The 22,034-nt window shown below is 66.2% G+C and carries 22 protein-coding genes and 1 tRNA gene; 19 read left to right on the plus strand and 4 right to left on the minus strand.

The features are described 5' to 3' along the window. Positions 1 to 66 precede the first annotated feature (66 nt). Both A1351_RS05810 and A1351_RS05815 read left to right on the plus strand, forming a co-directional pair. The gene (locus A1351_RS05810) at positions 67 to 1,848 is read left to right on the plus strand and encodes an ABC transporter ATP-binding protein (protein WP_064032484.1); all 1,782 of its coding nucleotides are present in this window, start codon (positions 67 to 69) and stop codon (positions 1,846 to 1,848) included. A 78-nt stretch (positions 1,849 to 1,926) separates the two neighbouring features. Then, complete coding sequence (locus tag A1351_RS05815) at positions 1,927 to 2,331, plus strand: rhodanese-like domain-containing protein (RefSeq protein WP_036309047.1); 405 nt, start codon at positions 1,927 to 1,929, stop codon at positions 2,329 to 2,331. On the opposite strand, the gene A1351_RS05820 is transcribed toward A1351_RS05815, so the two are convergent. Then, complete coding sequence (locus tag A1351_RS05820; protein WP_051465465.1) at positions 2,312 to 3,268, minus strand: S-adenosyl-l-methionine hydroxide adenosyltransferase family protein; 957 nt, start codon at positions 3,266 to 3,268, stop codon at positions 2,312 to 2,314. The two genes, A1351_RS05815 and A1351_RS05820, sit on opposite strands and share 20 nt — an antisense overlap. Before the next feature lie 428 nt (positions 3,269 to 3,696). Here A1351_RS05820 and A1351_RS05825 point away from each other — a divergent pair, with 428 nt between their 5' ends. Further along, on the plus strand, positions 3,697 to 4,305 hold the full coding sequence (locus tag A1351_RS05825; RefSeq protein WP_245291584.1) for a TetR/AcrR family transcriptional regulator: 609 nt from the start codon (positions 3,697 to 3,699) through the stop codon (positions 4,303 to 4,305). Then, positions 4,302 to 4,775, plus strand: coding sequence for a hypothetical protein (locus A1351_RS05830; RefSeq protein WP_024881467.1), 474 nt, complete (start codon positions 4,302 to 4,304; stop codon positions 4,773 to 4,775). Before A1351_RS05825 ends, A1351_RS05830 begins: the two co-directional genes overlap by 4 nt. Positions 4,776 to 5,150: 375 nt before the next feature. Here the strand turns inward: A1351_RS05830 and A1351_RS05835 are convergent. After that, a tRNA-Ser gene (locus A1351_RS05835) sits at positions 5,151 to 5,240 on the minus strand. A gap of 240 nt (positions 5,241 to 5,480) precedes the next feature. On the opposite strand from A1351_RS05835, the gene A1351_RS05840 reads away from it, so the two are divergent. The 5 genes from A1351_RS05840 (at position 5,481) to gor (ending at position 11,666) form a co-directional block, all read left to right on the plus strand. Next, positions 5,481 to 6,884: a M23 family metallopeptidase gene (locus tag A1351_RS05840; protein WP_198162232.1), complete on the plus strand. Its 1,404-nt coding sequence runs from the start codon at positions 5,481 to 5,483 to the stop codon at positions 6,882 to 6,884. Positions 6,885 to 6,964: 80 nt separating this feature from the next. Next, the gene (locus A1351_RS05845) at positions 6,965 to 8,779 is read left to right on the plus strand and encodes an ABC-F family ATP-binding cassette domain-containing protein (protein WP_064032486.1); all 1,815 of its coding nucleotides are present in this window, start codon (positions 6,965 to 6,967) and stop codon (positions 8,777 to 8,779) included. A gap of 111 nt (positions 8,780 to 8,890) precedes the next feature. Further along, positions 8,891 to 9,607: a ribose-5-phosphate isomerase RpiA gene (gene rpiA / locus A1351_RS05850; protein WP_064032487.1), complete on the plus strand. Its 717-nt coding sequence runs from the start codon at positions 8,891 to 8,893 to the stop codon at positions 9,605 to 9,607. A 38-nt stretch (positions 9,608 to 9,645) separates the two neighbouring features. Further along, a complete protein-coding gene (locus A1351_RS05855) occupies positions 9,646 to 10,206 on the plus strand; it encodes a DUF2059 domain-containing protein (protein ID WP_024881462.1) in 561 nt (186 codons plus the stop codon). 92 nt (positions 10,207 to 10,298) lie between these two features. Then, complete coding sequence (gor, locus tag A1351_RS05860) at positions 10,299 to 11,666, plus strand: glutathione-disulfide reductase (RefSeq protein ID WP_064032488.1); 1,368 nt, start codon at positions 10,299 to 10,301, stop codon at positions 11,664 to 11,666. Between the two features lie 67 nt (positions 11,667 to 11,733). On the opposite strand, the gene A1351_RS05865 is transcribed toward gor, so the two are convergent. Both A1351_RS05865 and A1351_RS05870 read right to left on the minus strand, forming a co-directional pair. Next, positions 11,734 to 14,241: a TonB-dependent receptor gene (locus tag A1351_RS05865; protein ID WP_064032489.1), complete on the minus strand. Its 2,508-nt coding sequence runs from the start codon at positions 14,239 to 14,241 to the stop codon at positions 11,734 to 11,736. An 80-nt stretch (positions 14,242 to 14,321) separates the two neighbouring features. Next, a complete protein-coding gene (locus A1351_RS05870) occupies positions 14,322 to 14,687 on the minus strand; it encodes a DUF2946 family protein (RefSeq protein WP_024881459.1) in 366 nt (121 codons plus the stop codon). A 139-nt stretch (positions 14,688 to 14,826) separates the two neighbouring features. Here A1351_RS05870 and A1351_RS05875 point away from each other — a divergent pair, with 139 nt between their 5' ends. From A1351_RS05875 to A1351_RS05920, 10 genes are all read left to right on the plus strand, one after another. Continuing rightward, a complete protein-coding gene (locus A1351_RS05875; RefSeq protein WP_051465462.1) occupies positions 14,827 to 15,207 on the plus strand; it encodes a hypothetical protein in 381 nt (126 codons plus the stop codon). 178 nt (positions 15,208 to 15,385) lie between these two features. Next, positions 15,386 to 16,027 (plus strand): MotA/TolQ/ExbB proton channel family protein, encoded by a 642-nt coding sequence (locus A1351_RS05880; RefSeq protein WP_024881457.1) that lies wholly within the window; start codon positions 15,386 to 15,388, stop codon positions 16,025 to 16,027. Then, complete coding sequence (locus A1351_RS05885) at positions 16,027 to 16,557, plus strand: biopolymer transporter ExbD (protein WP_024881456.1); 531 nt, start codon at positions 16,027 to 16,029, stop codon at positions 16,555 to 16,557. The genes A1351_RS05880 and A1351_RS05885 overlap by 1 nt, the downstream gene beginning before the upstream one ends. Beyond that, entirely contained in the window at positions 16,554 to 17,273 is a 720-nt protein-coding gene (locus A1351_RS05890) for a hypothetical protein (RefSeq protein WP_064032490.1), read from the plus strand. The genes A1351_RS05885 and A1351_RS05890 overlap by 4 nt, the downstream gene beginning before the upstream one ends. Before the next feature lie 27 nt (positions 17,274 to 17,300). Continuing rightward, complete coding sequence (locus A1351_RS05895) at positions 17,301 to 17,669, plus strand: hypothetical protein (RefSeq protein WP_024881454.1); 369 nt, start codon at positions 17,301 to 17,303, stop codon at positions 17,667 to 17,669. 27 nt (positions 17,670 to 17,696) lie between these two features. Next, positions 17,697 to 18,212, plus strand: a complete 516-nt coding sequence (locus tag A1351_RS05900; protein WP_024881453.1) for a hypothetical protein — start codon at positions 17,697 to 17,699, stop codon at positions 18,210 to 18,212. Positions 18,213 to 18,266: 54 nt separating this feature from the next. Further along, positions 18,267 to 18,653 (plus strand): energy transducer TonB, encoded by a 387-nt coding sequence (locus A1351_RS05905; RefSeq protein WP_245267419.1) that lies wholly within the window; start codon positions 18,267 to 18,269, stop codon positions 18,651 to 18,653. Between the two features lie 64 nt (positions 18,654 to 18,717). Further along, a complete protein-coding gene (locus tag A1351_RS05910; protein ID WP_024881451.1) occupies positions 18,718 to 20,007 on the plus strand; it encodes a sialidase family protein in 1,290 nt (429 codons plus the stop codon). Between the two features lie 103 nt (positions 20,008 to 20,110). Next, entirely contained in the window at positions 20,111 to 21,433 is a 1,323-nt protein-coding gene (locus A1351_RS05915; protein WP_064032491.1) for a hypothetical protein, read from the plus strand. 70 nt (positions 21,434 to 21,503) lie between these two features. Further along, a complete protein-coding gene (locus A1351_RS05920; RefSeq protein WP_026599625.1) occupies positions 21,504 to 22,022 on the plus strand; it encodes a hypothetical protein in 519 nt (172 codons plus the stop codon). Positions 22,023 to 22,034 lie beyond the last annotated feature (12 nt).

Genomic DNA, 22,034 nt, shown 5'->3' on the forward strand with positions numbered 1-22,034 from the left:
CGTCTCGCGTCGCCTCGCGCCCATTCACGAAAAAGGGATCGGGACATCTCGCGTCCCGCAGGATTCATGTCCGCCTATTTGACCACGCTGCGCTTCGCGCTCCGCTATTGGCTTCTCTCGCCGCGCCTGCTCGCGGCGATGCTCGTCGCTCGCCTCATCTCCAATGTCGTCGATGTCTTCGTGCCCGTCGCCTCCGGCCATCTCGCCGATGTCGTCGCCGGCGAGAGCCGCGAGTTCGCTCCGGCGCTTTCGGCGCTCGCCGTGTTTCTCGGCACGGTGCTGCTGTTTCATTGCCTGCGCAATTTCGTCGCCTTCTCCGTCTGCCATGTCGCCGCTCACGCCATGGCGGCGCTGGTGCGCGACGCCTTTGCGCGCGTGCAGCGCTTCTCGGCCGACTGGCACGCCAACGCCTTCGCCGGCGCGACGGTGCGCAAGATCACGCGCGGCGTCTGGGCCTTCGATTCGCTCAGCGACACGCTGATCTTCGGCATGCTGCCGGCGGCGACGGTGATCGTGGCGATCACCTGTCTCCTGTCCTGGCGCTGGCCGCTGCTCGGCCTCGTCGTGGCGATCGGCATCACGCTGTTTCTGGCGATTGGCGTCGGCCTCTCGCTCGGCTGGATCAGCCCTGCGGCGCAAGTGTCGCAGGCGCTCGATTCCGCTGTGAGCGCGCGGCTCGCCGATTCGATCACCGGCAATCAGATCGTCAAAGGCTTCGCCGCCGAGACGCGCGAGGATGCGAGCTTCACGGCGCTGGTCGCCGATTGGCGCAAGCGCACGCTGATCTCCTGGTATCGCGGCACGACGGTCGGGCTGCTGCAGGCCGTGGTGATGATCGCCATGCAGGCGACCTTGCTCGGCTGCGGGCTGATGCTGTGGTCGCAGGGCGGCATGACGACGGGCGATGTGGTGAGCCTCATCGGCATACAGGGGCTCATCAACGGCTATTTGCGCGACATTGGCGAGCACGTCCGCAATCTGCAGCGCGCCGTCAATGAGATGGAGGATGTCGTCGCGTTCGACGCGCAGGAGCCCGATGTGGTCGATGCGCAGGGCGCGACGCCGCTGGTGGTGAAGCGCGGCGAGATCGTCTTCGACAATGTGACCTTCGGCTATCCGAATGCGCGCAGGAATCTCTATGAGAATTTCTCGCTGACGATCCGTCCGGGCCAGCGCGTCGGCCTCGTCGGCGCCTCGGGCGCCGGCAAGACGACCTTCGTCAAGCTGCTGCAGCGCCAGTTCGATCTCGATGCGGGCCGCATTCTCATCGACGGACAGGACATAGCCTTCGCCACTCAAGCCTCGCTGCGGGAGGCGATCGGCATCGTCGCGCAGGAGCCGATCCTGTTCCATCGGCCGCTCGGCGAGAATATCGCCTATGGCAGACCCGATGCGGCGCAATATGAGGTCGCGGAAGCGGCGCGTCTCGCCCATGCGGATATTTTCATCGAGCGTCTGCCCGACGCTTATGAGACTCTGGTGGGCGAGCGCGGCGTGAAGCTCTCGGGCGGCGAGCGCCAGCGTGTGGCGATCGCGCGCGCCATTCTCGCGGCGACGCCCATATTGGTGCTGGACGAGGCGACCTCCTCGCTCGATTCCGTGTCCGAATTCCATATTCGCGCGGCGATCGAGCAATTGTCGGCGGGACGCACGACGATCGTCGTCGCGCATCGCCTATCGACGGTGCAGCGGCTCGACCGCATATTGGTGTTCGACCATGGCCGCATCGTCGAGGACGGCTCACATGAGGAGCTGCTGCGCCTTTCGGGCGGCGTCTATCGGCGCCTGTTCGACACGCAGGTCGGCGCCGGCGACTCGCTGGAAGAGGCGATCGAGCGGGCGGGGTGAGAGCCCCGCCCCTTCGGCGATACGAATTTTCCTCGATCGAAAATGAATTGCCGTCACCAGAGCAGAGAAGCGACTCGAATGGCCGAGGAATCGAAAATCGACGCGGCGCGGATCGCCCATTATGCGGCAAAGCTCGAATATGAGATCGACTCCTGGGACCTTCGCGCATGTGAGGAGGAGGTCGTCATCATCGACGCGCGCTCGCCCGAGGCCTATGAAAAAGAGCACATTCCCGGCGCCATCGGCTTTCCGCATCGGACGATGACCGCGGAGACGACGATGCATCTTCGTCGCGATATCCTCTATGTGACCTATTGCGACGGCGTCGGCTGCAACGCATCCACCAAAGGCGCTTTGAATCTCGCCCGACTGGGGTTTCGCGTCAAAGAGCTGATCGGCGGTCTCGACTGGTGGAAGCGCGACGGCTACGCCACCGAAGGCGCGCAATCATGCGCCGGCGGCGTTACGGGCTGCGCCTGTTGACAACAGCTGCGTCTCGGGGCGCTTGTGCGAGCTCGGCGCGCGAAAGCTCGATCGTCCAGTCGAGGCCGGAGTCGACGCCATAGCTCTTGGCGAAATCGCCGAGATTGAGCGCGACGGCCATGTCGAAGAGGCTGTTGACGTAAACGAGCGGGCGTCCCTGCGGAACGTCGCCGAATGTGCGCTCATAGGGCGCGTCGAGATCGGCGACGAGCCGATCGCCATGGCGAATGCGCAGACGCACCGTCTCACCCAGCGAGATTTTCAATTCGTCGAACAGGGTTTTCGGAATGTTCGACCATACATTGCCGAAATGCGCGTCGAGCACGGGAATGATTCCGCTGACCGCATCGCCTTTGCGTTCCGCCGCGCGATAGGAAATCGTGACCAGCGCTTCCGGCGGCAGCTTGCGCCCGATCTGCTCGAAGCTCTGCGCGCCCGCCGCCAGACGCGCGCCGGCATAGGCGAAAATATCGCGGCCGTGAAATGTGTGGGATTGCTCGGAGCCGGGCCTGCGGTTCACGCTCTCGTCGATCTCGCGCACTTCCTTCACGCCCTCGCGCTCGGCGACCAATGTCAGCAGCCCATTGTTGGGCGCGAGGAAAAAGCGGCCGCTCAGCGTCTCGAGCGCAATGGCCAGCCGTCCCGTTCCGACGCCGGGATCGACGACGGCGACGAACACGGAGCCTTTCGGCCAATAGGGCTCCGCCTGATAGAGACGATAGGCGCCGGCGAATACGCTTCCAGGATCCTCATGGCTGAGATCGGCGACCAGAAGATCCTGCGAGATGGAATAGGCGACGCCTTTCATCGCGGCGACGGCGCCGTCCGCCGTTCCGAAATCCGTGAACAGCACCAGCGGCGCACGCGCCGCGGCGACGCCGCAAGAGAGGCAGAAGAGAAGAGCGACAGCGAGCGCGCGAATCGACGAATGAAGCATGGGCGTTCCATTTTCAGAGGCCGGACCGCCAGCGGCGCTGAATTTCTGGGCGCGTCGAAGCGGGAAATGCGAACCCTTCTTTCACGATAGACGCGATATCGCGCATTGCGCTATGCAAATAATATAAAATACTTACGCACGCCGTCCTAGGGGCTTGTATAGCACGCCTGTAAAGCTGCTCCAGCTCTCGGCGGCCAGCGCCTCCCATGATTTGTGCACGGGATTCTTGGGGTAGGCGCGGGGTCGAGGGCCGGTGGCGTCGCGGCCCCGAGCGGAGCTTCGAATTCTTCCCGGGTCATCTTGGGCCTCCGAACTCCGTCGGAAGGCGAGTAGGCGCGCTGTCGAGAGACGGGCGCCGCCGGCGTCGCGCGCCGGGATTGACTGGCGGCGACTGATGTGTCACACAGTATGACATGACAGCACAAGCTATGACTCCCGTTCGCGGCGCCTATAAGGCGATGACGCGAGAGCGCATTCTCGACGCGGCGATCGAGCTGATGGCGAAGACTGGCGCGGAGCCGGTGACCATCGCCGCCGTCGCCGCAGGCGCCGGGGTGACCCACCGCACCGTCTACCGCCACTTCAAGACGCGCGATGATCTGATCGAGGCGGTGTGGCCGCGGCTGCAGCAGCGGGTGTTGTCGAAGGGCTTTCCGCGAACCGCGGACGATCTGGTCGCGACGCCCGGCCGCTTGTTTCCACGCTTCGACGAAAACGCGCAGCTGGTGCGCGCTTCCGCCTTTTCCGAGGCGGGCCTCGAGGTCCGCCTGCGCTCCAACGCGGAGCGGCAGGAAGCGATGCTCGCCTGCGTCGCCGACGCTCTTCCCGGGATGGAGCCGCAGGCGATGCGCCGCCGCGCCGCCGTGGCGCAGCTGATCGACAGCGCCTATGCCTGGGCGGCGCTCAGGGATTTTTGGGGGCTCGACGGCGTCGAGGCCGGACGCGCGGCCGGCGAGGCGCTGGCCGTGCTGCTCGGTCGACGCGGTCCGTCCGACGATGCGCCGTTTCCAATCGAAGAAGAGAGGAGTGAGACATGAAGCTCGTTCACGCCAGCATTCCGGCCGATGATCCCAAGACCGCCGCCGAGGTCCTCGCCGACATCATGGGCGGCGAGGCTCTGCCCTTTCCGCCCGCCGGCGCCGACGCCTTCATGGCGTGGTCGAAAGACGGCGCGATCGAGCTCGAGATCGTGCCGCGCGGCCGCACGCTCCACTTTGACGACGAGCAGGGAAACTGGCGTCCGTCCTCTGTCTCGAGCCGGCTTTCCGAGGTGCATTTGGCGATTGCGGTGGCGAAATCGGCCGAGGAGGTCCTCGCCATCGCGCAGGCGGCAGGCTGGCCGGCGCGTCGTTGCGACCGCGGCAATGGGTTGTTTCAGCTCGTCGAAGTCTGGGTCGACGGCTGCTTTATGATCGAATTCATGGATCCCGGCCAGGCGCGCCGTTATGAAGAGGTCGTCACCCCAGCGAGCTGGAAGGCCTATCTCGCGCAAGCGGCGCTTCGCTAGGGATTGCGCATGTGGATCGACGCTCTTCGGCATGGCCGAGCGTCGAAATGGCGCCGCAAGAGAGGATTGAACGCAGAGATTCTCTCGTGCGCATTCAACGACTTCAAAAACTTATGGGCGCGCGCGATACAGTTGAGATATACATCAAAGATTCTTTGCGGTTTCGGCGAAAGCGAGCCGGTTTCAACCGCTTGCCGCCGCCCCCCCGCCGGCAGCCTGCTCCGCGCCCTTATCACCGCTCCGATACGTGCCCGCACCCGACCTCGACGCCATCATTCTGGGCGCCATTCTATGGCGCCGCTGTAGAGAAGCGGACGGTGGCAAAGCCCCGAGTTCTGAGCAATTCTCTGTTAACGCGCATTTAAAGCCAGAGATTGGCGGAGAGGGAGGGATTTGAACCCCCGATACGGTTGCCCGTATGCCGCATTTCGAGTGCGGTGCTTTCAACCACTCAGCCACCTCTCCGGAGGCGAAAGCGGGGACTTGCCCCGCTCGCGGCGAAGCGCCCAATAGCACGCGTTCGCCTCGGCGATCAAGGCTCGAAACGCGATCCTTTCGCCCAGCCTCGCTCGAGGCGCGAAGGTTAACGATCGGCAGACGGCGCAGATTTGCCGATCGTTAACCTTAATGAGGTGTAACAGGCCGCCGGCCTCCCTTTCGCGCGCTCGCGGCTCGCGCGCCGGGGCGGCCCTCTGGAACATGCGCATGCCGAAAGCCAACGATCACAGACCGCGACAAAAGCGGCTTCCCTTCGTCGTCGAATTCTCGCTCGCCGCGCGGCGGCGGCGGCTGGAGCTGTCGACCCCGACGCTCGTCGTGGCGGGTCTCGTTCTGCTCGGGGCGGGGCTGCTCGCCCCTTGCGCGGCCGCTTATCTCGCTTTTCGCGACGACATGCTCGCCGAGCTGGTCGATCGCCAGACGCAGATGCGCTACGTCTATGAGGATCGCCTGGCCGCCATGCGGCTGCGGCTCGATCAGGCGACGAGCCGGCAGTTCCTCGCTCAGGGCGATGTCGAGAGCAAGGTGCAGACGCTGGTCGCCCGCCAGGCCAAGCTGGAGACGCGGGCGGCGCTGGTGGCGCGGCTCGTCGAAGGCGTCGCCTCCAAGGACGTCGCGTCTCCTCCTGTGACCGCGCAAAGGCGCGCGCCTCCTGTCGCCGCGCCGGCTGTGGGACTGCCCTCCGGCGCCAGCGCCTATGCGCCCGCGCCCGAGGAGCGGCCGGAGCCTTTCGCCGGTTTCGACAAGCCGCAGCCGGAGGGTCTCGAGCTGCGGCTGCGACGCGAGGAGGACGCGCCGGCCAAGCCGGCGGCCGAGCGCAGCGGCGCCTCCGCCCAGCTTTCGCCCCCGAGCGAATCACCCCGGCTCGCGGCGGAAGCCGACCTGCCGATGCAGTCGCGCCTCGAGCATTTGGAGGCCTCGCTCAATCAGGCCGAGCGCGAGCAGACCCAACGGCTCGGTCGGCTGGTCGAGCCGATTCGGGCGGCTACGGCGCGGCTACGGCGCGCTTTCGATGTCGCCGGCCTGCCGATCGAGCGCTTTCTTCCCAAGGGCCGCGCCTCCAAGGCGCAGGCCGAGACCTTTGCCGGCGGTCCTTTCGTGCCGGCCGAGCGCAGCGATCTCTTCGAGCGCGAGCTCGGCGCCGCCGAGACGGCCGCCACCACGCTCGAGGGGCTGCGCAGCGCGCTGCCCAGCGTGCCGCTGCGCAAGCCGCTCGCCGGAGTGCCGGAAACCACCTCCAACTTCGGCTATCGCACCGATCCTTTCTTCGGACGGGCGGCGCTGCATACGGGCGTCGATCTGCGCGATGATTACGGCTCGCCCGTGCGCGCCACGGCGGGCGGCGTCGTCGTCAACGCCGGGCCGAGCGGCGGCTATGGGCAGATGGTCGAGATCGACCATGGCTCCGGCCTCGCCACGCGCTATGCGCATCTCTCGGCCATCACCGTTTCCGTCGGCCAGGAGGTCGCTCCGGGCGAGACGGTCGGGCGGCTGGGCTCGACGGGCCGCTCCACCGGGCCGCATCTGCACTACGAGGTGCGGGTGGATGGCGAGCCGGTCGACCCCTCGCGCTTCCTGCGCGCGGCATCGACATTGGCGGAGAGCCATTGAGCCGGGCTGGCGTTATGGGGCGAGTGCGATAAAAGACGCGGAGCCGGCCTCGTCCCGCCGGCGCGGACATATCGGACCCCATGGCCCCGCCACCCCTTTTGACGCTCCAGAATGTCGGGCTGACGCTCGGCGGCAAGCCGCTTTTCGAATCGGCCGATCTTTCCGTCTCGCCCGGCGAGCGGCTATGTCTCGTCGGCCGCAATGGCTCGGGCAAATCGACCCTGCTGCGCATCGCCGCCGGCGAGGTGGAGGCGGATTCCGGCGCCCGCTTCCTGCAGCCGGGCGCGAGCCTGCGCTATCTGCCGCAGGAGCCCGATCTCTCGAAATTCGAATCGACGCTCGATTATGTGGTCGCCGGCCTCGGCCCGACCGACGATCCCTATATCGCCAAGGCGCTGCTGCTCGAGCTCGGCCTCACCGGCGAGGAAAATCCGCGCAGCATCTCGGGCGGCGAGGGGAGGCGGGCGGCGCTCGCCCGCGCGCTCGCTCCGGAGCCGGACGTGCTGCTGCTGGACGAGCCGACCAACCATCTCGATCTGCCGGCGATTCTCTGGCTCGAGGAGCGGCTCGCCGGGCTGCGCTCGGCGATCGTCGTCATCAGCCATGATCGCCGCTTCCTGCAGGATCTGACGCGCTCCACGGTCTGGCTCGACCGCGGGCGGACGCGGTATTTGTCGCGCGGCTTCAAGGATTTCGAGGCCTGGCGCGACCGCGAGTTCGAGGAAGAGGAAAAGCAGCAGCACAAGATCGACCGCAAGATCGTCGCCGAGGAGCATTGGGTGCGCTATGGCGTGACCGGCCGGCGCAAGCGCAATCAGAAGCGGTTGTCGGACCTCCACGAGATGCGCGCGACGCGGCGCCGGCACGTCGGGCCGGTGGGCGATATCAAGCTCGATGTCGCCGAGGCGCAGGCCTCCGGCGCGCTGGTCGTCGAAGCGCGCGGAATTTCCAAGTCTTTCGGCGAGCGCGTGATCGTCGACAATTTCTCGACGCGGGTGATGCGCGGCGATCGGCTCGGAATAGTGGGCGCCAATGGCGCCGGCAAGACCACGCTGGTCAAGCTGGTGACGGGGACGCTGGCGCCCGACGGCGGCCATGTGCGGATCGGCGCTTCGGTCGAGATGGCGACGCTGGACCAGAGCCGCGCCAGCCTCGATCCGCAGACGACATTGAAGGATGCGCTGACCGGCGGCGGCTCGGATTTCGTCGAGATCAACGGCCAGCGCAAGCATATCATCGGCTATATGAGGGACTTCTTGTTCGGCCCGGAGCAGGCGCGGACGCCGATCGGCCGTCTCTCGGGCGGCGAGCGCGGGCGGCTGCTGCTCGCCCGCGCGCTGGCGCAGCCTTCCAATCTTCTGGTGCTGGACGAGCCGACCAATGATCTCGATCTCGAGACGCTCGATCTCTTGGAGGAGATGCTCGCCGATTATCCGGGCACGCTGATCGTCGTCAGCCATGATCGCGATTTTCTCGATCGCGTCGCCACTTCGGTGCTGATGTCGGAGGGCAATGGCCGCTGGCTCGAATATGCCGGCGGCTATTCCGACATGGTGACGCAGCGCGGCGAGGGCGTTCAGGCCAGAAGCGCCGCCGCGGCCCCGCGCGAGGAGAAGCCGAAAGCAGCCGGCGCGCCGAGGCCGAAGGCCGCCGCCAAGCCGCGCCTCTCCTTCGCCGAGCAGCATGCGCTGACGACGCTGCCGGCGAAAATGGAGGAATTGCGCGGCAAGAGGGAGAAGCTGCAGAAGTTTCTCGACGATCCCGGCCTCTATGCGCGCGATCCGGCGAAATTCGCCGAAGCCGGCAAGCTCCTCGCGAAAGTGGAGGAAGAACTCGCCGCCGCCGAGGAAAGCTGGCTAGAGCTGGAGATCAAGCGGGAGGAGATCGGCGGGTGAGGCGCCTCACCCTCCGCCTTTGAGGAATAGCCGGCCGCCCCGCCGTTGCTTTCGGCCGACGAAACGACTATCCGGCCTTTTCTCCCTATCGACCGACAGAGGACGCCGCCCATGCCCGCCCCTTCCGCCGATGAGCTGAAACGACAGGCGGCCGCCGTGGCCCTCGAGGCCGTCGCGCCAGGAATGCGGCTCGGGCTCGGCACGGGCTCCACAGCGGCGCATTTCGTCGATCTGCTCGGCGCAAAGGTGAAAGCGGGGCTCGACGTGCTCTGCGTTCCCACGTCAGAGCGCACGCGCGCGCAGGCCGCCGCGCTGGGCGTGCCGCTGGCGACGCTGGAGGAGGCGCCGGAGCTGGACCTCACCGTCGACGGCGCCGATGAGTTCGACGCGAAAATGCGCCTCATCAAGGGCGGCGGCGGCGCGCTGCTGCGCGAAAAAATCGTCGCTGCAGCGTCGAAACGCTTCATCGTCATCACCGACGAATCGAAGCGGGTCGAGACTCTGGGCGCCTTTCCGCTGCCGGTCGAGATCGATCCTTTCGGCGCGAAGGCGACGCGGCTGCATGTCGAGCGCGCAGCGCGCGATCTCGGCCTAATCGGGACCGTCGGCCCGCGGCTGAAGCCTGACGGCCATGTTTTCGTCACCGACGGCGGCCATTTGATCCTCGATTGCGCATTCAGCGCGATTTCCGATCCCGACGCGCTGGCCGATCGCCTCTCCGCCATTCCCGGCGTCGTCGAGCACGGTTTGTTCATCGGCCTCGCCACGGCGGTGGTCGTCGCCGGCCGCGACGGCGTCTCGACGCTGGGCCGGCTGGGCGCGGCGTAACCGAGCGACGCACGCCGCCGAATTGGTTTCACGAGGAGATGTCCCGAGTGATTTTTCGTCTGACGATCGGTTTCGCCGCGCTCATTCTGGCGACCGCCGCCATCGCCGCCGAGCAGCGGCCGGGCGCCGCCCCTGCGGCGGCCGTCTCGCCGCCCATCGCCTCGGCTCCCACGGTCGCGGCCACGCCGGCGCAGCTGGCGCTGGCGCGAGCGGTTCTCGTCGAATCTGGCGTCGCCTCGTCTTTCCGGCTCATCATTCCGCAATATCTCGAGCAGATCGCCCTTTCGGTGACGCGCACGCGGCCCGAAATGGTGCCGGACCTCAATCTCGTGCTCGCCGCCGTGCGGCCAGAATTCGACAAAAAGGTCGAGGAGATGGTCGACAGCGCCGCGCAGCTCTACACGCAGCGTTTCTCGCCCAAGGAGCTCGAGGATGTCGCCGCTTTCTTCAAAAGCGCCTCGGGTCGCAAATATGTCGGCATGCAGCCGGTGCTGATGAGCGACATGTTCGTCGCCATGCAGGCGTGGTCGCAGAAGATTTCCGTCGACATGATGACGCGCGTGCGCGAAGAGATGCGCAAGAAGGGCCACGAGCTCTAGCCGCCCCATGAACGGAGAAATCTGGAGCGGGCGAGCTCTGGCGGGACCCGTGCGGGCCGTTCGCCCTCGGGTCGCAGATTCCGGGGTTCGAAATGGCAGAGCATGATTATGATCTCGTCGTCATCGGCGCAGGCTCGGGCGGCGTTCGCGCGGCGCGCATCGCCGCCGGCTATGGCGCGAAAGTCGCGATATGCGAGGAGTTCCGCATCGGCGGAACCTGCGTGATCCGCGGCTGCGTGCCGAAAAAGCTCTATGTGATGGCGAGCCGCTTCCACGATGATTTCGAGGACGCCGCCGGCTTCGGCTGGCGCGTCGGCGAAGTGGCGTTCGACTGGAAGGCGCTGGTCGCCGCCAAGGAGGCGGAGATCACCCGCCTTTCCGGCCTCTATGCGCAAAATCTCGAGAAGGCCGGCGTGGAGGTCATTCGCGAGCGCGGGGTGATCGCCGGGCCGAATGAAGTGTCATTCGCCGGCGGCAAGCGCGTCTCGACGCGTTATATTCTGGTCGCCACCGGCGGCGCGCCGACGCTGCGGCCGGACATTCCGGGCCTTGAGCTGGCTATCTCATCCAATGAGATTTTCGATCTGCCGGAACTGCCGAAGAGCCTGCTCGTCGTCGGCGGCGGCTATATCGCCGTGGAATTCGCCAGCGTTTTCGCGCGGCTCGGCTCCAAGGTCCATTTGTCGCTGCGCGCCGATCTGCCCTTGCGCGGCTTCGACGAGAATTTGCGACGTCTGCTCGACGAGGGGCTCGTCAATGCGGGCATAGAGATTCACCGCGGCGCTCTGCCCACCAAGCTCGAGAAGACGGTCGGGGGACTCGTCGCGACGCTGCAGAATGGCGCGCGTCTCGACATAGACGCCGCTCTGCTGGCGACCGGCCGCGCGCCGCTGACGCAGGGCTTGGGGCTCGAGGCGGTGGGCGTCGCGATGAAGGAGAGCGGCGCGATCATCGTCGATGATTATTCGCGCACCAATATTGCGTCCATTTACGCCGTCGGCGATGTGACGGATCGCATTAATCTGACGCCCGTCGCCATTCGCGAGGGCCATGCTTTCGCGGACACTGTGTTCGGCGGCAAGGATGTCCGCGTCAGTCACGATCTGGTGCCGACGGCCGTGTTCACCACGCCGGAGATCGGAACCGTCGGCCTCGGCGAGGCCGAGGCGCATGCGAAATACGGTCGGCTGAATGTCTTCGAGACGAGCTTTCGGCCGATGCGCGCGACGCTGTCGAAGCGCGCGGAAAAAGTCTTCATGAAGATTTTGGTCGACGCCGCCAGCGATCTCGTCGTCGGCGTGCATATACTGGGACCGGAGGCGGGTGAGATGGCGCAGCTGCTCGCCATCGCGCTGCGGCTCGGCGCGCGCAAGGCCGATTTCGACGCGACAATGGCGCTGCATCCGACGCTCGCCGAAGAGCTGGTGACGATGCGCACGCCGAGCCGCGTCGTCGAATAAAAAAGCGAGCCCGAGGGCTCGCTGCGTCGCGAGGCGATCCGAGAAGAACCCGGATCGCCTCGTCCGATCATCTCACAAACGACACGTCGAACAGCGGCGGCTCGTCTCCCTCGAAGAATATTCCGCGCTCGCCCTTGTCGCGCCCGAACTCATATTTGGCCGACATCGTGTAGGTGCGCTGCGGGAAGGGATGGAACAGGAAGTATTTGTAATTGCCGATGTTGTCGATGCCGAAGTCGAAGCTGATGTGCTTGTTCCACTTGTAGTGGATCTTCGTGTCGACGACGAAGAAGCGGTCGAAGCTCTGATAGACGCCATGAGCGATGTCGTTATTGGCGAGCGTCGTCCACATCTGGCCCTGATAGCGGGCGGCGACGGTGAAGGCCCAATGATCGTCGGGCCGATAGGTCGCCTCCATGGTGGCGCGCCAATCCGGCACATTGGGCACACGCTTGCCGGCGACCGAGAGCGCCCAATTGTCGTAGTTCGTGCCGCCCGAAGGCGCCCATTTGCTGTCGGAGATGACGCGAGCGTTGAGATAGGTCACGCTGCCGACGAGCTCGAGTCCCTTGATGACGACATTGTCCTTGCGCGCCGCGAGCTCGACGCCGCTGTTGCGGACGCGATCGACATTGGTAGTCTGCGAGGCCGTGAAATTCTGCCCGGTGACGAAAGTGCTCTGCGAGATGATCGCGTCGCGCACTTCCTCGTCGAACAGCGACACGCGCACCGAGCCGTCCGCGCCGATCTTGCGCTCGACCGCGAGCTCCTTGCTGAGCGCCACTTCCGGCCGCAGATTGGGGTTGGGATTGACCACCGTTCCCGTCGCGCCCGGGATCGTCGTCAGATTATAGAGCTCCTTGGCGGTCGGGAAGCGATTGGCGAGGCCGATCGAGCCGGTGACCGTCCAATCCTCGTCCGGCGTCCATTGCAGCGAGCCTTTGGGAGAGAAGCGCGTGTGATAGAGCGTCGGCTGATAGATCGGCAGCATGCTCGCCGCCGTCGCCGTCGACCCGAAGCCATTGGCGTTGATGGAGCCGAGCGACTGATTATAGCCGTCCGACGCGACCCAATGCTCCCAGCGGCCGCCGACGGTGAATTTGAACTCTTTCGAGATCCTCCACGCGTCCTGCGCCCACAGAGCCTGAGTGCGCGTCGTGCCATTGCCGATCGAGGCCGCGACGCCATAGGACGAGGCCATGCCGCTCGTCCAATTGGTTGTGAGCCAGGTGGGATTGTTCAGATGGAACTGATCCCCATGCAGGCCGAAGCTGATGTCGTGCCCGGCGAGCACGCCGTCCGGCCGCAGAATGCCCTTGAGGTCGAGCAGCGTCCAATAGGTGCCGTTGTAACGGACATCCTTGCCGGTCGAGGAATAGCCCACCGGCGCCGCCGTATAGGGCGAGCGCTGATCGGATTGCAGATAGGTGAAATGCGAGGCGGAGACTTCGAAATCGAAGGGTCCGCCCGTGTTGGATTTCACCGCCAGAGCATTGGTGAGCATCTTCTCCTGCACGCGGTAATAGCCGCTGCCGAAGCTCTGCATCGCCGAGGAGCCGATGCTGCCCGTTCCACTCGCCGCGCCGAAGGCCTGCAGCCCGCCGGAGACATAGGATTGCGGAATCGAGGTTCCGTCATTGCTCCAGAAGCCGAGCGTGTAGGTCGCGCGCAGAGTCGGCGTGAAGTCATAGGCCAATTTCAGCTTGGCGTTGACCTGATCGTTCTCGAGATTGCCGGAGGAGCCGAGAACGGTGGCCGGCCCGCCGAATTTGGTGTTGCCGAAAAAGGCGCCCGGCCAGCCATAGAGGCTGCTGGACGTCACATAAGTCAGCGGCTGCGTGGTGCCGTGAGCGTAATTGCCGGTGAGGAACCAGGAGAAATCGCCGATCTTGTCGCCGACGGTGGCGCTCGTCACCTCGGTGTGGAACAGCTTGCTCGTTCCATAGAGCGAGAAGTCCTGCAGCGAGACGGTCTGCTTGGCGGTGACTTCCAGTCTGTCGGGCATGCGCGTGGTGATCTGCAGCACGCCGCCCATCGAATTGCCCGGATATTGCGCCGAGAACGGCCCATAGAGCATGTCGACGCGCTCGATCTCCTCCGGCGCGACGAGGCCCCAGCGCGGGGCGCCGATGCTGTTGTCATTGCCGATGAGAGCGGTGAGCAGCAGATCGTCGGCATAGACGAGCGAGCGGGCGCTGGACGCGACGCCCCAGGTGCGCGTCTGCAGCACGGCCTGCGTGTCGCCACTGTTGCGTTTGCGGACGAACAGGCTCGGCAGATATTTGACCACGTCTTCCGTGTCGATGACGTTGATCGTCTCGTCGATCTGCTTGCGGGTGACGCTGGCGACAGTGTTCGGCAGAGCGAACTTCTGCACGAAGGCCGGCTTGCCGTCGGGCAGAGTCGGCGACCACACGGAGGTCGGCGCCGGCCGGCGTGACTGCGCGGGCTGTCCCTCGCCGCTGATATCGATCGTCGGCAGCGACTCCTGGGCGCGGGCCGGGAGAATGGCGGCGGAGCAGACGACGAAGAGAGCGCCGGCGGAAACGCCGCGCAGCAGATGGTGGCGATACATTTGTGATGTCCTTCCCTGACGCCCTCTCTTCGAGGGCGCGCGTCGAATTGCGGCGCTTTTTGCGCCGCGGCTTTGTCGCGTCAGGAGAAGGGAGGCGGCGCGCGGGTCGGCGCATTGTCGTCATCGCGCGAGAAGGGCGCTCCGGCAAATGCGACGAAGGCGCCGGCGGCGTGCGCGCGAGGAGGCTGCGTCGCCACCCACGCCATAGTGGTCAGAAGCGGCGGCGCGCCGGCGCCGAGCTCGCAGAAGGCGCAGGCGCCATGCCGATGGGATTGGTCGCTCTTGGGAGCCTGCTTGCCGAACTCCTCGGCCGCGTCGTTCCCCTCGACATGGGCGACGAGGCAGAGGCGGGCCGACTCGCCATGCGCGCGCATGCCGCCGAGAGGCGCTGTCAGCGCCTGGCCCAGCAGGGCGAGAAGGAAGAGGAGCTTTGCGACCGCCGCCATCGCGCGCGTTAACTCTATCGATAAACCAGCTGCGAATTAGCGCGCTTCGCCAAATAAATCCAAGACCCCGCAGATTGTCAGAAGTTAAAAAATCCGTTAAGAGACATTTATGTCACACACGGGGGGACAGCGCAGAGAAATGCGCGCGATCTGCGCGATCGCCGCTGTTTGCGCGCTCGTTTTCGCCCTCCTCGTTTCTGGCGCGCCGCATCGTCTTTCGAGCGCCGCCGTCCACGCGGGCGATCAGGCCGCTCGCGCCATGTGTCATGACGCGCTCGCCGACGCGGATGTCGGAACGCCGGACAGGCCGATCAAGAAAGGGGCGAACTGCCCCTGTTGCCTCGCCGCGCATTCTGGTCCGGCGGTTCTTCCTGGCCGTATTTTTGGCGCCTTGCGCCGTGAGACCGCGGCGCGGCCCGCCGTCTATCGAGCCTATGCCGCCGCGCAGCCGTCTTTCGCCCTATCGCAGGCGGTCAATGGCGCGCGCGCGCCGCCCGCCGATTTCGTCGCTCTGATCTGACGACAGACCGATTCCGCGGCGAGCGGCGCGGGATCGACGAAGCAGGGCTTCGACGGCGCCCCCCTCCTTTCGAGAGAGCGAGACATCGCCGTCGGACGAACAAAATCATAAGCAACAACAATCTGCTGATCCGCGGCGGCGTCGCGAGATCGAGGAACCCCAAGCGCGAGTGCGTCCTATGGATTACGGCTCAATTTCTCCTGTCACCATGTTCATGAACGCCGGCCCGGTGGGCAAGGTGGTCATGGCCGTCCTGCTGCTGGCGTCGGTCTGGACCTGGGTGCTGATCGTCGAGGGCGTCGTCGCCGTCGTGCGCATCGGCAAATCGGCGCGCGCTGCGCGCTCGGGTGGGCCGGCCGGCCTGCTCGCGCCGATCGAGGTCGCGGGCGAGCACGCCGCCTCCTTCGATCTTCCCGGCGAGTCCATCGGCGAGAAGCGCGAGCGCGTCGCCGAGATCATGAGCCGCGTCGGCCGCGAGCTGATGACCAAGGCGGAAGGCGGTCTGCCCAATCTCGCCGTCATCTCCTCTGTCGCGCCCTTCGTCGGCCTGTTCGGCACGGTGTGGGGCATTATGACCAGCTTCGCTGGCATCGCCCAATCGCAGGACACCAGCCTCGCGGTGGTCGCGCCGGGCATCGCCGAGGCGCTGGCCGCCACCGCCTATGGCCTCGCGGCCGCCATCCCCGCCTCGGTCGGCTATAACCGTATCGGCGCGGCTTTCGCGCGCGCCGGCCAGCAGGTCGCCCATTATGTCGAGGATAAGGCGCTCGACGCCACCAGCGGCCACATTGTCACGGCCAGAAAGCGGGAGGCCGCGTGATGGCCGGACTTCCGACGCGCTTCAAGAATGGCGACAGCCTCTATCAGCCGCTCGCCGAGATAAATGTGACGCCGCTCGTCGACGTCATGCTGGTGCTGCTCATCATCTTCATGGTGACGGCGCCTCTGCTCGCCAAGGGCATGAAGGTCAATCTCCCGCAGTCCAAGGCGGCGCAGCCGCTCAATCCCAAGGAGCCGATCGTCGTCGCCGTCTCCAAGGACGGCAAGGTGGCGCTCGGCGCCGATGAGGTCTCCCCCGAGGCGCTCGTCGACGGCATCAAGGCGATGATGGGCTCCGACACGAGCCGCATCGTTCATGTTCGTGGCGACAAGGAGGCCAATTACGGCGAGGTGATCGCCGTGATGGACAAATTGGCGACCAATGGCATCACCCACATCGCCATACTCACCGACTCGCGGCCGAAGGGCGCGGCGACGCCGGCCGCAGCCGCGACGGCGGCTGGAGCGAAGCCCGCCGCAACGAGCCCGGTTCCTGCGGCGGCGGTTCCCGCGGGAGGGGCGGCGAAATGACGGATGCGATCCTCTCCTCTTTCGAGCATGACGGGACGTCCCTGGGCGCCCCGCCGCCCGTCACGCCCGCCTGGCTGCGGCCGGCGAGCTTCGCAGGCGTCATCGTTGCCCATGCGGCGATCGGCTGGCTTCTGCTGAAACTGGCGGTCCCGAGCATCGCCAGCCTCGACTCGGTCAGCATGGAGCTCATTCCGCAGGGCGATTTCTTCGAAGCGCAGGAAGTGAGCGCTGCGGAGGAAGAGCCGCCGCCGCCCGAGGAGATCGAGCAGCCCGATCTCGCCATTCCGCCGCCGCAAGTGATGGCGCCCGATGCGCCGTCGCTGCCGCAGCAGAAAGAGATCGTCGAGAAAAAGAAGAAGATCGTCGAGAAGAAGAAGGACGTCGACCGCGACAAGAAGCGCGAGGCCGTCGCCCAGCGCCGGTTGGGCGCGCCGGAAGGGCAGTCACAGAGCAATGGCATGTCGCAGAGCGCCTATAAGGCGCTGCTCGCGGCGGCGATCCGCAGCCATACGCCTGGCACAGCAGGGCTCGGCGAAGGCACGGCGCAATGCACCTTCCATGTGACCTCCGGCGGCGGCATCACCAGCATCTCGGTCTCCGGCTCGTCCCCCGCCCATGCCGCTCTCGCGCGGCGAATATTGGGCTCGGTCCATGCGCCGCCGCCTCCCGGCGGATCGTTCGTCGCAAGTCAGAGCTTCCACTTCCACGCCAACTGAGGCGACGAAAAGATCGAGAGACGCGAAATGAGATTGTCGTCGCTGACGATCGCCGGTCTGATTTCCGTCTCCGTCCTCGCCGCAGCAGACGCCGCCGCAAAGCCACGCGCTCCCGTGGAGTCGGCGGCGAATGCGTCGCCTTCGGCGGCGGATCGCATGTACAAATCGCTGCTGGCGCAGGCGATCCGTCGTCACACGCCGCATCGAGCGACCATCGGCCGCGGCGGTGCGTTTTGTAAATTCCTCGTCGGGAAAAGCGGCGGCATTACGATCATCGCCGCCTCGGGCTCATCGCCCGCTCACGCGACCCTGGCGCGGCGCATCATCGAATCGCTCCGCGCGCCGCCGCCGCCCAACGGGGCCTTTGTCGCCTCCCAGAGTTTTCACTTCAACTGAGCGCAAAAAAAGATCGAGGGACGTTCAATGAAAAGAATAGCGATATTGATGATCGCCGGGCTCGTCTCCGGCTCCGCCCTCGCGGTCGAGGGCGAAGCGGCGGCTCCTGCTGCGGCCGAATCCGCCGCCGCGCCTGCTCCCGCCGCGGCTCCTGCTCCCGCAGTGGCCGAGCACAAGGCCACGGAAGCCGAGCACAAGGCCAAGCCGCAAAAGGCCGCCGACAAGGAAAAGAGCAAGGACGCGGACAAGAGCAAGGACAAGAAGCAGGCCGAGAAGGCGAAGCCCGCCCTCTCCAAGCAGGCCTATGTCAAGCTGCTCGCCGCCGAGATCAAGCGCCACACGCCGAAGGCCTCCGACGCGCAGACCGGCTCGATCCATGTCGCCTTCACGGTCGGCGCCGGCGGCCGCATCGTGTCGCACAAGGTGCAGAGCGCCTCCAATCCGGCGCTCGAGCCCGTCGTCAATCAAATCCTCGCCGCGGTTCACACCGTGTCGCCGCCCGGCGGCTCCTTCTCCGCGGTGCAGGAATTCAACTTCCACTGATGCGGACCCCGCGCGGCGGCCCTGTCGCCGCCGCGCAAAACCAAATGCGGACCCATGATGAAACGCGCGACGCTCGTTCTTCTCCTCGCTCTTCCCGCCGCCGGCGCTCTGGCGACGGAGACGGATAAGCCCGGCGCACTGGCGGCGCCTGCAGCCACCGCCCCGGCGGCGTCGGCTCCCTCCGGCCTCTCCCAGAGCAAGTTCCTCGGCCTGCTCTATAGCGAGATCGCCAAGCGCACGCCGACGGCGAGTCCCGCCGGTCCCGGCTCGGCGACGGCGAGTTTCCACATCGACGCCGCCGGTAAGGTGGATCAGGTGACGATCGCCCAGTCGAGCAGCCCGAAACATGCGGAGATCGTCCGCAAGATTCTCTCCGGCCTGATCGCCCCGCCGCCGCCCGGCGGCTCCTTCGAGGGCTCGCAGAGATTCAACTTTCACTGACGCGGGGATGGCGGGCTTTCCGTCCGTCGAGAGACATTCCACTTCCGCTGAGAAAGACACCGCCATGAAACCCGCCGCGCTCGCCCTCGCCTTGGTCGCCGCTTCGAGCGCTCTCGCGCAGGAGAAGGGAGCCGCAGAGGAAAAAGCCGGCCGCGGCGAGAAAATGGGCCATATGGCCCATGCCGCGCCGCCGGCCTGCGCCGATCCGCTGCCCAAATGCGCGGTCAGCGCGACGCCCTCCTTCGGCGCCGATGGGCGGCTGTGGCTGACCTATTCTGTCGCCGGCAAGGTCTATGGCGCGGTTTCCAGCGACAATGGCAAGAGCTTCGCGCCGCCCTTCGTCATCGCGGCGCCGGCCGGAACGCTGGACGACAATGGCGAGGCGCGGCCCAAGATCGTCGCTCTCGCCGATGGGACTCTGGTGGCGAGCTTCACCACGCGGCCCGAGAAGAGCTATGAGGGCACGGTCTTCGTCACGCGCTCGACCGACGAGGGCAAGAGCTTCGCGCCGCCGCAGCCGCTCGTCGACGACAAGGGCCAGCGCTTCGAGACCTTCATCGTCGGCCCCAAAGGGCGCCTCTACGCCGCTTGGCTCGACAAGCGCGACGCCGCCAAAGCGAAGGCCGCCGGCGAGAGCTTCGAGGGCAGCGGCATAGCGGTCGCCTGGTCCGACGATGGCGGCAAGAGCTTTTCCGGCAAGAGCATTCTGCTCGATCACAGCTGCGAATGCTGCCGCATCGGCGCCGCGCTCGATCGCGACGGCCAGCCCGTCTTCATGTGGCGGCATGTGTTCGAGAATAATCGCCGCGACCATATCGCCGCCAAGCTCTCCGCCGACGGCAAGACGCTCACCGGCTCGCGCGTCAGCCTCGACGATTGGGCGACCACCTGCCCGCATCAAGGGCCGGCGATGGCGATCGACGCCGCCGGGCGCTGGCACATCGCATGGTTCACGCGCGGCAAGACGCGTCAGGGCCTGTTCTATGCGCGCAGCGAGGATGGCGGAAAGAGCTTCTCCGAGCCCGAGCGCATCGGCGACGCCGAGCGCGCGCCGCAGCGTCCGCAACTGCTCGTCAGCGGCGGCAAGCTCTACCGCGCCTGGAAGGAGTTCGACGGAACGCTGACGACGATCCTCGCGCAGAGCTCGCGCGACGGCGGCAAGAGCTTCGACGCGCCGCGCGCGCTGGCGCAAACGGCGGAAGCGTCGGACCACCCGCTGCTCGTCGAGAGCAAGGGCGTCGCCTATCTCTCTTGGCTCACGCAGCAGGAGGGCTACAGGCTCGTTCCGCTGGAGCGCGGCCACGCCGCGGCGCAGGCGCCCAAGGCCACGGCCGGGCTCGCGACGAAGCGCTGAGTCCCGCCACTACGGACAAGACCGGATAGATCGCTCGGCCTTCTGCGCGCTATGTCGGCGACGCCCGCGATGCGCCGCGGGCGCAGCGAGAGCGCCGCCTTCGATGAAGCGATCGATCATTTTCGGCGCGGAGAGCGTCGCCCGCGGCCTCGGCCGGCTGGAGCCTCGACACGTCCTCGCCTATCTCGTGATCGCCTTTCTCGCCTGGCGCATCGTCTGCCATGGGCTCTCCGCCCTGCTGGCGCCGCATGATCCGCGCGCGGCGCTCGTCTTCGATGCGGCCGATCCGACAACGCTCATCCAGCTCGCTCAGCGCGAGCTGGCGCCGAACGATGATCGGCGCGCCGAGAGGGCGCGGTCGATCGCGGCGCGGCTGCTGGCCGTCGATCCACTCGCGCCCGGCGCCTTGTCGCTCTATGGCAAAGCGGTGGCGCAGCTCGGCGATGCGGAGCGCGCCGAGCGAATTCTGCGCCTCGCCGCCGCGCATCTGCCGATCGATCTCGTCGCGCACGCCTGGCTCTATGACAGCGCGCTCGCCAATGGACGGCTGCTCGAGGCGCTGGACGAGCTGGACACGTTGCTGCGTGCGCGTCCGTCGCTGGCGCAACAGCTCGCGCCGTCCTTGCAGGCGATGCTGAGCTCCGGTGCGGCGGTGGAGGACCGTTTCTTTCGGCAGCTGGCGGCGGCTCCGCCCTGGCGCGCCGTCATTGTCGCCGAGCTGGCGCCCCTCATCAAAGATCCGAATGTGATGCTTCGTCTCTTCGGCCGGCTGCAGACGTCAAAAGCGCGCCCTTCCGATGCGGAGATGAGCGTGCTTCTCGCACGGCTGCTGCGCGACGGTCTCTATGACGAAGCCTATGCGGCCTGGCTCGCGCATCTGCCGCAGGAGCGGCTCGCCCAGCTCGGGCTGCTCTACAATGAGCGCTTTCAATATCCGGTCTCCAATCTCCCCTTCGATTGGACATTCGCGCCGACGAGCGGCGCGACGATCGCGGTGGCGGAGGAGGAGGGGCGCAAGACGCTGAGCGTCGAATTCTACGGCGCGCGCGTCGCTTTCTCCAATGTGGCGCATATGCTCATGCTCGCGCCCGGAAGATACGCCTTCTCCGGCGCCGCCAGAACCGACGATCTCGACAATGAGCTGGGGCTGCGCTGGCGAATCTATTGCGCGGCGAATACGTCGCAGACGCTGGCGACGACGCGGCTATTGAAGAAGACCACTCCGCTGCGCGCGTTTCGCGTCGAGTTCACCGTGCCGAGCGAAGGCTGCGATGCGCAATGGCTCAAGCTCGAGATTCCGGTGCGAATCGCCTCCGACGCCGATGTCGGCGGCAGCGCCGACTACGTGAATCTCGCAGTCGAAAGTCTCGCGAGCGCGTCTAGATCGAGCAATTCGGCAGGCGCCATCGTGCATGACCGCAAATAGACCGGCGATAGCGCGAATGCTAGCGTCGAATCACGCTCCGCTCGGGCGATTTGGCTTATCGGGGGTTTCAATGAAGAGAATTTTAGCGACGATCGCCATTTTCGGCTGCTGCGCGCAAATGGCTTACGCCGAGAGCGCGGCCGTCGGCTCACAGCCGAATCAGCGCCGCAACGTCTGCGCCGTCGGCGAAGCGCGCCTGACGAATGTGAAGGGCGGCGTGCTTCTGTCGCGCGGCGGCTCGTTCACGGAGCTGCGCGACGCTGCGTCATTGTCGCCCGGCGATCGCATTCTCGTGCGCGAAGGCTCCGCGAGCATAATGCTCGGCGATAAGCTGGCGGTGCGCGCCGACGCGGGCGCGATGGTGACGATCGCCGAAAACGACGGCGCGATTTGCGCGAAGCGCGTCTCGTCCAATCCCGAGACCGTCGGCCAGGAGAGATCTTTCGATCCGGGGCCTTATGTCGCCGGCGGCTTCGCCGCGATCATCGTGGGCGTGGGCGTCGGAGTCGGCGTCTCCAACACGGGCAACAACAACGACGAGCAGCAGCGCAACGCCGCGCTTCTGCTGCTGCAAGCCTTGAGCAATTGACGCGAGCGCGGG

The organism is Methylosinus sp. R-45379 (genome assembly GCF_001644125.1).
Taxonomy (GTDB): domain Bacteria; phylum Pseudomonadota; class Alphaproteobacteria; order Rhizobiales; family Beijerinckiaceae; genus Methylosinus.

Bases quoted from the DNA above. Each gene is read 5' to 3' on its own strand.
- rpiA (WP_064032487.1), top strand. From the start codon at position 8,891: ATGCCCGCCCCTTCCGCCGATGAGCTGAAACGACAGGCGGCCGCCGTG.
- gor (WP_064032488.1), top strand. From the start codon at position 10,299: ATGGCAGAGCATGATTATGATCTCGTCGTCATCGGCGCAGGCTCGGGC.
- A1351_RS05840 (WP_198162232.1), top strand. From the start codon at position 5,481: ATGCCGAAAGCCAACGATCACAGACCGCGACAAAAGCGGCTTCCCTTC.
- A1351_RS05820 (WP_051465465.1), bottom strand. From the start codon at position 3,268: ATGCTTCATTCGTCGATTCGCGCGCTCGCTGTCGCTCTTCTCTTCTGC.
- A1351_RS05900 (WP_024881453.1), top strand. From the start codon at position 17,697: ATGAAAAGAATAGCGATATTGATGATCGCCGGGCTCGTCTCCGGCTCC.
- A1351_RS05920 (WP_026599625.1), top strand. From the start codon at position 21,504: ATGAAGAGAATTTTAGCGACGATCGCCATTTTCGGCTGCTGCGCGCAA.
- A1351_RS05885 (WP_024881456.1), top strand. From the start codon at position 16,027: ATGGCCGGACTTCCGACGCGCTTCAAGAATGGCGACAGCCTCTATCAG.
- A1351_RS05890 (WP_064032490.1), top strand. From the start codon at position 16,554: ATGACGGATGCGATCCTCTCCTCTTTCGAGCATGACGGGACGTCCCTG.
- A1351_RS05910 (WP_024881451.1), top strand. From the start codon at position 18,718: ATGAAACCCGCCGCGCTCGCCCTCGCCTTGGTCGCCGCTTCGAGCGCT.
- A1351_RS05810 (WP_064032484.1), top strand. From the start codon at position 67: ATGTCCGCCTATTTGACCACGCTGCGCTTCGCGCTCCGCTATTGGCTT.
- A1351_RS05870 (WP_024881459.1), bottom strand. From the start codon at position 14,687: ATGGCGGCGGTCGCAAAGCTCCTCTTCCTTCTCGCCCTGCTGGGCCAG.
- A1351_RS05905 (WP_245267419.1), top strand. From the start codon at position 18,267: ATGATGAAACGCGCGACGCTCGTTCTTCTCCTCGCTCTTCCCGCCGCC.
- A1351_RS05895 (WP_024881454.1), top strand. From the start codon at position 17,301: ATGAGATTGTCGTCGCTGACGATCGCCGGTCTGATTTCCGTCTCCGTC.
- A1351_RS05880 (WP_024881457.1), top strand. From the start codon at position 15,386: ATGGATTACGGCTCAATTTCTCCTGTCACCATGTTCATGAACGCCGGC.
- A1351_RS05825 (WP_245291584.1), top strand. From the start codon at position 3,697: ATGACTCCCGTTCGCGGCGCCTATAAGGCGATGACGCGAGAGCGCATT.
- A1351_RS05865 (WP_064032489.1), bottom strand. From the start codon at position 14,241: ATGTATCGCCACCATCTGCTGCGCGGCGTTTCCGCCGGCGCTCTCTTC.
- A1351_RS05855 (WP_024881462.1), top strand. From the start codon at position 9,646: ATGTCCCGAGTGATTTTTCGTCTGACGATCGGTTTCGCCGCGCTCATT.
- A1351_RS05815 (WP_036309047.1), top strand. From the start codon at position 1,927: ATGGCCGAGGAATCGAAAATCGACGCGGCGCGGATCGCCCATTATGCG.
- A1351_RS05845 (WP_064032486.1), top strand. From the start codon at position 6,965: ATGGCCCCGCCACCCCTTTTGACGCTCCAGAATGTCGGGCTGACGCTC.
- A1351_RS05830 (WP_024881467.1), top strand. From the start codon at position 4,302: ATGAAGCTCGTTCACGCCAGCATTCCGGCCGATGATCCCAAGACCGCC.
- A1351_RS05915 (WP_064032491.1), top strand. From the start codon at position 20,111: ATGAAGCGATCGATCATTTTCGGCGCGGAGAGCGTCGCCCGCGGCCTC.
- A1351_RS05875 (WP_051465462.1), top strand. From the start codon at position 14,827: ATGCGCGCGATCTGCGCGATCGCCGCTGTTTGCGCGCTCGTTTTCGCC.